The organism is Halosolutus halophilus, assembly GCF_022869805.1.
In the GTDB taxonomy this organism is placed as follows: Archaea; Halobacteriota; Halobacteria; order Halobacteriales; family Natrialbaceae; genus Halosolutus; species Halosolutus halophilus.
Genome location: NZ_CP094974.1, coordinates 2,596,627 through 2,609,865, shown reverse-complemented (window position 1 = coordinate 2,609,865; position 13,239 = coordinate 2,596,627). Strand labels below are relative to the sequence as shown.

The window sequence follows — 13,239 nt, the reverse complement described above, 5'->3', positions numbered from 1 at the left end:
GAGTGCGAGAAATCCGACAACGAGAAGTGCGCGCTTCCCTAGTCTCGACGACCCCGATCGCGCGTGTGACATTATCGGCGTATCCACCGGGCCGGTCCTTGTTATGCTGACTGTGACCGGTAGTAGCAGTTATTTGTGATCGACGGGAGAGTACTCTGCGCACTTCGGAATCGTATCGACGACCACTGTCCGAACACGGAATACACACGAAAGTGGCCACGGTGTCCCCAACGGACGCGGACAGATCCTGTAGCACCGACGAGAACGGCGATCGGAACCAACGTGATTGATAGGTGATGTTTGCGTGCATCGTGACAATACTGCGACCATAATCGCCAAGTTTTGGTATTGTCCGTGGCTCAATCCCTCTCACGAGCCGTTCACGTTTTGGGATAGTAGTGGAAACAAACTGATACACCTGACTATCTTCGACGTTGATTTTCGATAATTTACACGTACAGCTATCGATGACGAGATAACAAAGGCCGATAGTCGGAAACGTCCCCGTAGATCCACTCTCAGTATGAATGTTCTAAATTTGACGTCCAAGGAGAGTTCACCACCGTTTGCGCTCCAGGTAGAAGCACTCGAGGAACGGGGCATCGAGTGTACGACCGTTTCGGTACCGGGGTCGGTGACGGCGAACACGGGTCGATCGATCGTCGACTACCTCCGATTTCACCCCGCCGTATTGAGAGAGTCGTTCGGATCTTACGATCTCGTCCACGCGAATTACGGTCTCACGGCGCCGTTCGCACTGGCACAGCCGAATCTCCCCGTCGTCCTGTCGCTCTGGGGCACGGATCTCGACGGCGAACTCGGCTGGCTAAGCAGGCTGTGTTCGAACCACTGCGACGCCACGATCGTCATGTCCGAAGCGATGAAACGCGAACTGGGACGGGACTGCTACGTCATTCCGCACGGGGTCGATTTCGATCTGTTCAAACCCCGGCCACAGACGACGGCGATCGATCGGCTCGGGTGGAACCCGAACGCGAAACACGTGCTCTTTCCCTACAAACCCGAGCGCGAGGTGAAGAACTATCCGCGAGCAGAACGGATCGTGAACGCGGTTCGAACGGACGTCCCCGAACCGATCCATCTCCAGACCGCCCGCGACGTTCCTCACTCGCAGATGCCCCTCTATATGAACGCTGCGGACTGTCTCCTGTTGACCTCGGACCGCGAAGGATCGCCGAACGTCGTCAAGGAGGCGATGGCGTGTAATCTCCCGGTCGTTTCGCTCGACGTGGGGGACGTACGCGAACGACTCGAGGGAGTGACGCCGTCGGAAGTGTGTCGCAACGAGGTCGAACTCCGACTTGCACTCGCCTCGATCCTCAACAGGGGCGACCGATCGAACGGTCGGAAACGGGCCGACGGAATCAGCAAAGAACGGATGGCAGAGCGGATTCACGGCGTCTACCGTGACGTCCTCGATGGCCGCGGTCGGGACCGGGGAGGTCCGGCTGTGGGGAAACGTCGAGAGCCCCAATCGAGGCAGTAGCTCGGATCTAGTGGAGCAGGCATCACAATAGCGATCGGTCGAATGAGATAGCGAAGCGTAGCTGTCGAAGCGGTGTTCCTACCCCACTACGGACGCCTCTGTGGCCACTCGCGACGGAACGTCGGTCGGTTCGTTCTCGGGCGTGCGTCTCGCTCGACGATGAGAACCGGCACCCGGATCGCAGACGACAGAATCGATGACGTCGAGTGGAACATCGGTTTCGATCACAGCATCCGCCGCCGGTTGAGAGGAAAATAGCCGAAAGGATCGCTGGGGAGCCGGATCCGAACGCCACAGCGTCCCGACAGTTCCGGCGCTACAGACGATAGCGAGCGACGAGCGCGACGAGGAGTGCCGCCAGTGCCGCTGCGGTGACGCCGAACCCGGGTAGCGATTCGTCACCGACGGTTACCTCCTTCGATTGCTCGCCTGCCCCGACCGTGTACGTCCCCGATTCGTTGAATTCGGTGGTCGTCTTCACCGTCGTTGTCTCGCCTGGTTCGAGCGTCACGTCCTGTCTGTCGACAGACTCGTCGTTGACCGTGAACTCCACGGTTGTCGTCACCGTCGACTCACCGTTGTTCTCCGCGACCGCCTCGATTTCGACGGGTTCGCCCGCCGACGCCGAATCCTCCACGTTGAGCTCGGTGACGCCGAACGAATCGCAGCCGCCGGACTGAATCACGATCGGCTCGCGCATGTCCAGCGAGGTTCGCTTGCGGTCGTTGGGCGGACCCGAGATGACCTCCCAGTCGGAAATTTCGCCGTCGTAGACCCTGAAGTCGGCTTCGTCGTTAAACATCGGGAAGACTTCGATCGCGAAGTCGTCTTCGAGTCCCCCGTTGAAGACGGCACCGTCCGATCGGTTTTGGGCCCAGACCCAGGAGATGCGACTCGTCTCGTTTCGGTGGTCGAACTCGTCGTCGGCACCGTCGTAATTGTCGTCTTCGATGACCCACTCGCCGTCTTCCGGAAGGCCGCTGATCTGAAACGTCGCCGCGCCGCCCGACGAGTTGCCGTTGGTCCGATCGTGGACGAATCCGAGACTGAGGCCGTCGCGGCTCTCGTGGAGGAAGACGATGCTCGTATCGTCTTCCTGGAGGTTCCTCGTCCCGTGAGAGCTATACGTGGGCGAGCTCGGATCAGTATCCGGTGTACGATAGTCGTAAAACTCTTCCGCGGACTGGTGAGCGAATCCGAGCGGTTCGATGGTGATACACTGGTCTCCCTGAATCACCGAGTACTTGTCCGAACCCTGCTGCGCTGGTGCCGCTCCGACCGTAGCTACGGCGACCGTCGAACCGACGACGACGGCGATCACGATCGCGATCGTGGCGAACACCGAGTGCAGTGTGATAGGGATACGATCTTTCTGAGATTGGTTCATCTCACCTCAGACAACATCCTTTGTTCCCAATTGTTATGACATCGTTTGCTGCGCTGAACGTCTCGATTTCGGCACCCGGAACGAAACGGCGATGATTCCTCCGACGTTCGCTCCGAGAAATCGGTTGTTTCCCGCAGTCGATCGCTCGTGACGGGCGAGACACGGCGCCGCTGTAACCTGTAGGGCGGTCATAGTGTCTGCCGTAACGGCCGCCATCACCCGTCGATCGTTCGACTGCACCGCACTTTCTGGCCGGATCGAAGCGCAGTGATCGTCGACCTCGAGACAACCGTACGCGGTCGGCGACGGGGTCGGAACAGAGTGGACTCACGAGGGTCGGAGTTATCTCCTTCGAGAACGCACGCCGATCGCGAGAAGAAGTATCGCCGTCGACACTACCGCTGCAGTAACGCCGAACCCGTACACGTCGTCGATTCTATCTCCCGTCGTGACTGTCACGTCAACCGTAGCGTCACCGACACCGACGGTGTACGTTCCCGGTTCGTCGAACGTGACGGACGTCGCCACGGTCGTGGTCTCACCGGGATCGAGTGTCACGTCTCGTTCGTCGACCTGCTCGCCGTCGATCGTGACCGGCACGGCGGACGTACCCGCTTCGTGGCCCTCATTTTCGACCAGTGCCTCGACGTCGATCGATTCGCCGGCCGTCGCCGTCTCCGGCACGTCGAGGTCGGTTACGGCCATCGACGTACAGCCGCCGGACTGGAGTACGGCCGAGTCATCCATCTCGATCGAGGTTCGCTCGTAACCATCCTCGGTCGCCGAAATCACCTCCCAGGCAGTAAGTTCGCCCTCGTACAGCTGGAAATCGGCCGCCTCGTCGAACGAGGGTTCGATCTCGATCGCGAACTCGTCGTCGAGTCCGCCGCGGAAGGCGGCGCCGTCGGTCCGGTTGTCGGTGTACACCCACGTGATTCGACTCGATGTCCCGTCGTGGTCGAACTCGTCGAACGGACCGGGACCGAGGTCCTCGCTGTAGTTGTCGTCCTCGACGACCCACTCTCCGTCGGCGGGAAGCCCGTCGAACTGCATCGTCACTGCCCCGCCCGGGGAATTCCCGTCGTACCGATCGTGGACGAGGACGAGACTGAGGCCGTCGCGACCGTCGTACAGAAAGAACCCGCTCGTATCGTCTTCCTGGAGGTGCGTCGTCCCGTAGGAACTGTACGTGTGAGAACTCGGTTCTGTGTTCGGCGTGCGATAGTCGTAGAACTCCTCGACGCTCTGGGAGCCGTCACCGAGAGGCTCGACGGGGACGCACTCGTCTCCCTGGACGACCGAGTAGTCGGCCGCTTCGTCGCCCTCCTGGGCACCAGCGGCGATCGCAGCTCCGCCGGGACCGATCAGCAGTCCGACGACCAGTACGATCACGAGCGAAGCCGAGAGCGAGAACGGGACGAATCGACCGATAATGCGACATGGTATCATGGGTTTGACGACGTGTTACGTACCTCAAGGGTTCGATACTCCGGACTGCCCCCCATCGGCCTATTGTTATGTGGTCGATTAGTCAAAATTCGAATTCCCGGTTGGACCACGGATCGGGGCGAACGGAGACGATCGTGGCACGGATGCTGTCACTCGTCTTCATCCTCTTCGTCCCCTTCACCGTCCTCGTCTTCTCCGCCTTCTTCACCACCGCCATCGCCTTCTCCGCCTTCTTCACCACCGCCATCGTCGACCTCGTCCTCCTCTTCGTCGACCCCTTCACCGTCGTCCTCGTCCTCTCCGCCTTCTTCACCACCGGCATCGTCGACCTCGTCGCTCTCAGCCGCGTCTGCGCCGGCCGAATCGGTCACCTCGGTCCAGATGTGAGTGTACCGATAGGCGTTCTCCTGGGTGGGCGAATCGGGAACCTCGTTCTGGTACAGGAGGATCGAAATCCGAACGGGGCCGTCCGCAGTGGTGGGCGTGATATCGCGCTCACCGTATGCGGTACCGCCGTCATTGACGATGTAATCGATCCGTCGCAACTCCGTTCTCTCGACGACCTCGCCGTCCTCGATACGCTGTTCCTGGACGACGACGGTGTAATTCATGTCTTCCTGTTCCTGGTTTTCGACCCCGATGACGAGCGGGATCGATTCGCCCGGTTGGATCTCCTCCGGATATCCCGATGCGACGAGTTCACCGGACTCGTTCTCCGTGAGCAGTTGAAGGCTGGTGTACTGTTCGCCCTGTTGCGGGGCCATGAGCGCGTAGCCGACGGACGTGAGCGCGAGCAGCATACTGAGCACGAGGGCGACGTTGACGGCGGTGTGAATCGTCGATTTCGTGTCGAAGATCGCCGCATGCAGGGCCTCGAGTCGACGACCGAACTGTACTTCGTATCGATAAGCCCGGGCGATCAGTAGCCGCCGAGCGGTCGCGATAGAGGCGCCGATCAGCGCGAAACAACTGACCGTTCCGACGACGACCGGTTGCGTAAACCCCCACGGAGTGGCCGCGATCACCAGTCCGAGAAGGGGTAACAGGGCAAAACTCAGTCCGAACGAGAGCGCCGCACGCTCGATATCGCTGATCGCCCGGGTTTGCGTGACGAGTAACGACGTGTCCGCCACGGTTCCCCGAGCCGGGGTTTCCCGCGGAAACAACATCGAGACCGTTACGTATCCCGGAACGAGGAACAACAACGGAAAGCCGATCGCTGCGCGCACGAGTTGTGACGAGACGTCCACGACGGCCAGCAGGACGGTCGCGACGAATACGAATACACCCGTGAGAAGCAGGTCGACTGGCGCTCCGGCGAGCAGCGACCTGCTTCGTCGCTGTATTACTGCGAACGGTTTGAACAGAACGTCTTTCATAGGATGTATCAATTATCGACTGCTCAACAGTGCCATCTATTGTTAGTCGTCGGGTAACGGCGTTCGAAGGGAGAAGTCGCCCATCGTTTCAGGAGTAGAACGTCGTGACAGGGCTGGCAACCGACTCAGTTCGATCGTTCCGTTAGGCCTCCGTTTGCCCCGCAACGGGTTTCGACGAGACCGACGAGAACGGCCAGCCTTCGGGACGTCCCCCGTTCCGGTTCGGTCTGCCGTAACGCGAGCCTAGACGTTCACTCCGGGCGCGACTCGACCGGTTTTGATCGAAACCGATCATCGCGGATGACGGAAATAGATTCCTTACAAAGTACGTGTGAAGCGATGGTCCGATCGTGACCCTACGCGCGAGACTGTCGGGCCATGAGAACACGAACGTCCCGATCAGTGTCGAGACGATACTCACAGTACCAAGATTATGAAAGTACGAACACTGATCGCGTTGATCACCGCGATCGCGCTGATCTGTAGTGGAACGGTCGCGACGATACACCAACCCGCGACCGGGACTGCCGTGGCGTCGACGTCGTCTACCGTCCAGCCGAGCGATTCGTACGTCCTCGAACAGGGCGGGGAGTGCCGGCGAATCGAACCGCTGCAGTCCGGTGAATCGATCGAAGAGTTCTACGACTATCGGAATCACGAGACGCACCCAGAGGACGTCGAACGACGGTATAGCTCGCACGGGACGACGCACCTTCAGGAGGACGACACGAGCATCCTCTTTCTTCACGAAGGCACGAACGGAACGAGCCTGGTGATGGTACACGACCGGCTGGGCGGTGAGACGAGCGGCGGCGTCGTGACGTTCGACATCGTCGGTCTTCCGAGCGACGCCGAGTGGGTCGTTCAAGACGACCTCTACGACGGTGAAACGAACATGGTAGAGTGGTATCGCGGCGAACGGTACGCCGGCGCATCCTGGATCTGGTCCGAGAGTCGCACCGACGGCGGGGCGATCCGGGGTGGCCTCGACGACGACTTTGCCGTGACGATTCATCCAGCGTTCAACGAGGACGCGGAACACTACGACAACGACGACCTGCACGATCCCGACTACTTCGAGGACGGGGAACTCACGGAGTGGGAGGCGCTCTCCGGCAGCGCGGAGGACCCCGATCGGACGACCCTGTCGATGGACGAACCGGTCACGATCAGGACCGGAACCTGCGACGATCCATCTGTGTCGTACGAACGAACCGACGACGGGATCTCGGCGACCGTCACGGGCGCGGAGCCAGACGATCGCGTGGCAGTGACGCCGACGACGGGGTCGAACGACGCTATCGAGTTCGAGGAGGTCGAGTTGCGTGACGTCGAATCCGATGGATCGATTTCGTTCGTGAACGGGCAAACGGACGTCCCGAAGACGTCGCCGAACGGGGTCGAATCGTTCACCGACCTGACGATCACGACGGATGGGGGGATCAGCGACGCCGCAGCAACCGTTTCGTTTACCGTCAACGGATCGTATCTGGAAGACCGGGAGATAGAGCCGGAGCGAGTGGCACTCTACGTCCAGGACGGGGAGACGTGGACCGAATCGCCGACGACGCTTCGTGACGAATCCGGCGACTCGTATCGCTTCACCGCGAACGTAACGTCGCTTTCGACCGTGACCGTCGCACCGGCGCAGGAAAACGAAGGAGCGGCCCCATCGTCTCTCTACGGGATCGGACTCGGACTGACCGTCGGCACACTCCTCTGTATCGGATTGCTGATAACGGCGAAACGGCGGCGCGGATGACGACGCATCAGCGGTCACCCGATTCGATCGGAATACGGGCGGATCGGGTAGCCGCAATCCCACCTCGATCGCCTGTATAGCAATTTCGGCCCTCGGATTCGACGAATCCACCGAGTATCTGCCGAGTCCGCGTTCAACGGGGCTCTGTCGGAACGTTTGACGGCGTCTTCGAACCGGAATCGAGACGTTCACCGCCGGATACCATCGTCGTACGTCTCGAACAGACGGTCACAGGCACGGTAACGAGTGTATAATAATATATACAATTTTCTAGATGGCAATAGATGCAGTCTCACAGTATTTCGGATATCGACGTGGGTCGGGTACTGAAAGCAGCCTCCTCACAGAGCCAGCTGGAGGACGCAGGGATGAGAAGGGCGGACACTCCCGGCGAATCGGTGACGGAGACGCATCCCCTGGACCGGTACGTTTCCGTCCTCGATGCGACGCTCGAGTATGCACGAGAGCGGGACTACGCCGGTCCGGATTACGGCGACGGGATGAGCAGCAAACTCCTCGCGGCCGTTCCGATCGAGAACAGGTGGCTCAACCTCGCGGTCCAGGAGGTCGTCAAACGGGCGCCGATGAACGTGAGACCGCTCCTCCGCGTCGAACACCGCCGAAATTACAAAGGCGTCGCGCTGTTTTCGATGGCGAATCTAAACTACCACGTCCTCTCGACCACGGATCGAACTCCGACTCCCGATTTCGACCCGCTCGTGGAGGCCGAACACCTCGTCGAGTGGCTCCTCGACGAACAGTGCACCGGATACAGCGGGTTCTGTGGAGGGCATCGCCACGAGATCCAGCACATGCACTGCAAGGGCGTTCCGAACGACGCGGACATCGTCTCCACGACCTACGCGGTCAAGGCGCTGTTACGCGCCGCTCGCGTCGACGGCGGTGACCAGCGATACGCTGCGATCGCACGATCGGCAACGTGGTTCCTGATCGAAGACCTGAACTATCGGGAGGTTCCGGAGGGCGCGAAGATCGATTACCACATGAATCATCCCGAGGACTCCTACACGCTCAACGCGGCCGCCCTCGGGGCACAGATGCTCGTCGATCTGTACGAGTACTTCGGGGACGAACAGCTCCGCGACCGCGCGACGAAGATTCTGGACCACGTCGCCGCACAACAGACCGATCTCGGCGGCTGGCCCTATCGGATTCCAGCAGACGCCTCGCACCTGTCGATGGACAACCACCACAACGGGTTCATCATCGAATCGTTCCAGCGATACCGAGATGTTATCGACGCCGATCGGTACGCAGAGACGCTGGATTCGGCACTCGAGTTCTACCGAACCGAGCTGTTCGAGCCGAACGGGGCACCGAACTTCGACGAGCGGAACGCCTATCCGCGGGACATCCACGCGAGCACGCAGGGACTGCTCGTGTTCACGCGAGAAGGCGATCTCGAGTTCGCAGAGCGGATCCTTCAGTGGGTACTCGAGAACCTGCAGGTTCTCGAGGGACAGTTCTACTATCGGAAGTACCGGTTTCACACGAAACGGGTGACGCTGATGCGGTGGTGCCAGGCGTGGATGGCGTACGCGCTGTCGGAGTTCCTCCTGGCCAGTGAGACGCCGTTAGAGGCCGAACTCGACCGAAGCGGCCGCTCACGAGTCGACATCGGTCGATCGGCACCCGACGATGACTAGTTCCGAATCGATCGCCGACCCGACGACGGACGAGTCCGGCGGAACTGCCTCGACCAGCAGGAGCGATCGGTCGTCGATACCGTTCGGGTCTCGGCGGCGTCGGACGGAACGGGCCGAAGCCAGGGTGGCCGACGAGCAGCGAGTGCTCGTCCTGACGGGGCTGGGTCACAAAAACGAACAACACTACGGCCCACTCGCCGAGGTCGCCGGGGAAACGACCCTGGTTTGTCTCGATCCGGCGTACAAGATCGAATCGGCGACCTACGTCCGAGTACCGGACGTCGGGCCGCGACTCCTTCGAATCGTCCTCCTGTTTTTCCTCGCCCTCTACGAGGGGTACCGGAACGAGTACGACGCGGTTGTCTCTATTTCGCTCGTTCCCTACGGGTTCTACGCGCTCGCACTGAAACTGCTCTGTGGCTACCCCGCCCACCTGGGGATCATCGGTATCGACCTCGACCACCACGCACGACAGTGGTACGGTGCGGTGCCCCGGTGGGCGTTCGGGCAGTTCGACGTCGTCTCCGTGCCCGGCAGCGCCCACGCCGAAGCACTCGCCCGGTACGGCGTCTCCGAGCGTCGGATCGAGATCCTGACGAACGCGATCGATACCGACCGGTACCGCCCTCGGGAGGAGCACGCGGAGGCCGAGTACGACTTCGTGTGGATCGGTCGATTCAGTGACGAGAAAGATCCCGTTCGATTCGTCGAGTCACTGGCGATGCTCGACGACGCAGGGCACGAGATCCGGGCAGTCATGGTCGGCGATGGGCCGCTTCGTTCGACCGTCAGGACGACGCTCGACGACTACGGCCTGACCGATCGGGTCGACCTTCCGGGCTGGGTCGACGACCCGGCAGACTACTATCATCGGTCTCGAACGTTCGTGCTCACGTCCCGCCGGGACGCGCTCCCGCTGGTGCTGATCGAAGCGATGGCGACCCGACTGGCCCCGATCGTGCCGGCGGTCGGCTCGATCCCGGACGTCGTCGACGACGGCGAGAACGGGGTGGTCGTCGGAGATCGCGATCCGGCGTCGTTCGCCGACGCGATGGAACGCTGTCTGGACGACCCCGAGAACCGACGATCGATCGCAGCCGCCGCGACGGCGGTGCGTTCGTTGTTCTCGATGGACCAGGCGCGCGCCGACTGGCGGCGCATCCTCGCGACGATGACGGCGGAGGGACAGCCGGCACGGCCGACTGCGGTGTCACACGCCGATCGAACGAGCGGCTAATCGCGCCGGACGGAGAAGGCGGATCGACTCTCGGAGCCGTCCGCAGTCGGCCGGCAGCGACGTCGCGAACTCAACCCATGTATCCGAGTCCGCGGAGTCGCTCCTCCACGTCGTCGAAGTCGTCGTCCGCAACGTCGTCGCCGTCGTCGCCGTCGCGGTCCGCGAGAGATCGCGTCGTCGGCGATGCGTCGACGGCGAGCCGATCCGTTCGAACGGTTCCGTCGACGGCTTCCGGAACCGGCTCGCCGATGCTGTGCAGGAGTGTCGGTGCCACGTCCACGACGGACAGCTCCGTAGCGGAGTCTGACGTCGCTATTCCCGGTCCTCGAGCGAAGAACACGCCTCGACTCCGGTGCCCCGCCGCTTTTGCGCCGGCGGCGGTGAACACGTCGGCGGCGAGTTTCGTCTTTTCTTCATAGCCGTCCCGACCGAGGACGACGAGGTCGGGAGACGACTCGTCCGTCGGGAACAGGTCGTCCCCGTCGGAGACGGTCAGTACACGCTCCCCGGTTTCCGGATCGGTGACGGTCGAAAACAGCGATCGTAGCTCCCGTCTGACCGACGGCACGTCGGCCGGCGCCACGATCCCCCGATCGAATCGGTCGCTATCGTTAATGTACACGTGACCCGGTCCGTGTGCGAACGCGACCGTCTCCGAAAAGTCGACGTCGTAGAGTCCGTGGTCGCCAGGAACGTTCGTCGCGACCCGGTCGACGAGTGATTTCGGGAGGGCGTTGACCACCCGTCCGTTGTCGATACCGAGCGTTTTGATCGTCTCTAGCAGGGCGGACTTCGTGATCCCGAGTCGCTCGAGCGAGTGCTGCGCGGCGGTTCGACGCCGTCGCGAGAGGTGTCCGTTGTTCGAGAGGATGGTGTTGAGATTGACGAACGTCGAAATCGGACCGAAGCCGTGATCGGAGACGACGAAGAGGTTCGCGTCCCGACGATCAGTGTACTCGATCACGTCCCCGAGGATGTCGTCGAGGTGTTTGTAGTGTTCGAGCATGACCTCGTCGTCCCAGATCAGGTGCTGCAGTCTGTCCGGGGCCGTGTAGACGAAAAAGAACAACCGCCATTCTTCCGTCTTCATCAGCCTGTTCATCAGCGTTCGCCGAGCGTCGACGAGCGCGGCGAGGTCGTTCCTGAACGCCGTTTCCGCGCCGGAGTAGCGCTGCCAGTTCAATCCGATCTCGTACTCGGGGACGTGAGCGTCGATCTCGTCGGCGAGGGTCGCGGGATGCGTACTCCGTTCGTCGACTCGGGGGGACAGCATTCCCGAGACCATCGAGCCGTCGATCTCGCTAGCCGGGAACGTCATCGGGACGTTCCCGACGATCGCCGGCGAGAGCAGGTCCCACAGCGCCGGCTGCGTCCGATCGTCGCCCGTGTACATGCGCTGCGTGTAGTCGGACTCCAGCCGCTGGAACCCGTATATCCCGTGTTTGTCCGGCCAGACGCCGGTCGCGATGGACGGCCACGCGAGGGGAGTCGTCGGCGGGGTCGTGCTTCGGAGCGGCGAGCCGACGCCCTCGTCGACGAGCGTCCCGAAGTTGGGCAACTCTCCGGCCTCAATCCAGGTCTGCAGTCGATCCCAGGGGACTCCGTCGATCCCGAGAACGAACGCGCGGTCTGCCGCAGTTGGGGGCTCCGTACCTGACATTTGTGTGGTATTCTAACACGCTGTTTCAGTGCCGCTTCGTGTATTGTTATGCGATCGATTCTGTCGTCCAGTCACGACTTTCGCGAGCCGCTGTGAGACGGCTCCCACGGATCCGGCGGGTGGATCACCTCTCCCCTCCCGTGAGGATCCGCGTGTGAGCGCCGATGAGCGCATCCTGGAGGTCCAGCCCCACGAGCGTGTTCTCGCGGTCGACGATCGACGACCGGATCTCACAGTCGCGGATCGTCGTCTCCGGGAAGACGACCGAGTTGCGAAGGTTCGCGTCGACGATCTCGGCCCCCGCCATGATCTGGACGTTCTCCCCGAGCGTCGACCGTTCGACAGTCGCGCTTTCCGCGACGTGCGTCCGCCCGTCGAGGTACCAGGCGAGGGCGTCCAGATAGCTCCCCGGCGTGCCGATGTCGAACCACGCCCCTTCGAACGTGAACGCGTGGACGTCGGTCCGGTCGTGGAGCCATCTGACGAACCAGCCCGGCTCGTCGGGATTGTGTCCTCGCTCGAGGTACGTCCGGAGCTCGGAGAGGGTCTCCGCGGGGAACCCGTAACAGGCGATCGAGACCAACGTGCTCGACGGATCGTCCGGTTTTTCCTGGAACTCTGTGAGAACGGTCCCGTCGAGTTCGATGACGCCGTAGGACGTCGCTCGATCGACGCTGCCCACGTCGTACGCCGCGATCGTCGGTCCACCGGCCGACTGGAAGAAATCGACGAACTCACCGACGTCGAAGCTGAGCAGGTTGTCTCCGGCGACGACGATCGTGTCCTCGTCGATGCCCTCGCGATCGACGAGCTGTGCCAGCGCACCGACGACGCCGAGTTTCTCGTCCTCGCCAGTCGTCTCCTCGACGGTGAGCGTGAGTTTCTCGTACCGACTCGACTCGATGTACGCCTCGAATTCGTCCGCGAACCGCCGGTTCGTGCTCACGAACACGTCCGAAATCCTGTCGTCGGCCTCGAGCTCCGTGAAAGTCCGATCAATCACGGTCGTGTCCCCGATCGGGAGCAACATTTTCGGTCGGTGCTTCGTGACTGGCCACAATCGGGTCGCGTATCCGCCCGCCAGGACGATCGCGTTCATGTGTTCACCTTCAGGAATAGTTGGCATTGTTATTGGTATTCTACCGAGAAGGTGCGGTCGGGGATCGATCTGAGCGCCACTACGGGGCGCTC

At 61.7% G+C, this 13,239-nt stretch carries 9 protein-coding genes; 4 read left to right on the top strand and 5 right to left on the bottom strand.

Going from position 1 to position 13,239, the window contains the following annotated elements:
- Window positions 1–523: 523 nt before the first annotated feature.
- On the top strand, window positions 524–1,507 hold the full coding sequence (locus MUG98_RS12745; protein ID WP_265107826.1) for a glycosyltransferase: 984 nt from the start codon (window positions 524–526) through the stop codon (window positions 1,505–1,507).
- A gap of 316 nt (window positions 1,508–1,823) precedes the next feature.
- Here MUG98_RS12745 and MUG98_RS12740 read toward each other — a convergent pair whose 3' ends face one another.
- The 3 genes from MUG98_RS12740 to MUG98_RS12730 form a co-directional block, all read right to left on the bottom strand.
- The gene (locus tag MUG98_RS12740; RefSeq protein WP_265107825.1) at window positions 1,824–2,849 is read right to left on the bottom strand and encodes a CARDB domain-containing protein; all 1,026 of its coding nucleotides are present in this window, start codon (window positions 2,847–2,849) and stop codon (window positions 1,824–1,826) included.
- Between the two features lie 387 nt (window positions 2,850–3,236).
- Window positions 3,237–4,343, bottom strand: a complete 1,107-nt coding sequence (locus MUG98_RS12735; RefSeq protein WP_265107824.1) for a CARDB domain-containing protein — start codon at window positions 4,341–4,343, stop codon at window positions 3,237–3,239.
- 149 nt (window positions 4,344–4,492) lie between these two features.
- Window positions 4,493–5,722 carry a DUF1616 domain-containing protein gene (locus tag MUG98_RS12730; protein ID WP_265107823.1) on the bottom strand — a complete coding sequence of 410 codons (1,230 nt, stop codon included), beginning with the start codon at window positions 5,720–5,722 and terminating at the stop codon, window positions 4,493–4,495.
- 433 nt (window positions 5,723–6,155) lie between these two features.
- Here MUG98_RS12730 and MUG98_RS12725 point away from each other — a divergent pair, with 433 nt between their 5' ends.
- The 3 genes from MUG98_RS12725 (at window position 6,156) to MUG98_RS12715 (ending at window position 10,388) form a co-directional block, all read left to right on the top strand.
- On the top strand, window positions 6,156–7,484 hold the full coding sequence (locus MUG98_RS12725) for a PGF-pre-PGF domain-containing protein (RefSeq protein ID WP_265107822.1): 1,329 nt from the start codon (window positions 6,156–6,158) through the stop codon (window positions 7,482–7,484).
- Window positions 7,485–7,852: 368 nt separating this feature from the next.
- Window positions 7,853–9,151: a prenyltransferase/squalene oxidase repeat-containing protein gene (locus MUG98_RS12720; RefSeq protein WP_265107821.1), complete on the top strand. Its 1,299-nt coding sequence runs from the start codon at window positions 7,853–7,855 to the stop codon at window positions 9,149–9,151.
- The gene (locus MUG98_RS12715) at window positions 9,144–10,388 is read left to right on the top strand and encodes a glycosyltransferase family 4 protein (RefSeq protein WP_265107820.1); all 1,245 of its coding nucleotides are present in this window, start codon (window positions 9,144–9,146) and stop codon (window positions 10,386–10,388) included. The genes MUG98_RS12720 and MUG98_RS12715 overlap by 8 nt, the downstream gene beginning before the upstream one ends.
- A 70-nt stretch (window positions 10,389–10,458) precedes the next feature.
- Here MUG98_RS12715 and MUG98_RS12710 read toward each other — a convergent pair whose 3' ends face one another.
- Together MUG98_RS12710 and MUG98_RS12705 are read right to left on the bottom strand one after the other, a co-directional pair.
- On the bottom strand, window positions 10,459–12,048 hold the full coding sequence (locus MUG98_RS12710) for an alkaline phosphatase family protein (protein ID WP_265107819.1): 1,590 nt from the start codon (window positions 12,046–12,048) through the stop codon (window positions 10,459–10,461).
- Between the two features lie 124 nt (window positions 12,049–12,172).
- Window positions 12,173–13,147 (bottom strand): nucleotidyltransferase family protein, encoded by a 975-nt coding sequence (locus MUG98_RS12705; protein WP_265107818.1) that lies wholly within the window; start codon window positions 13,145–13,147, stop codon window positions 12,173–12,175.
- Window positions 13,148–13,239: the final 92 nt, after the last annotated feature.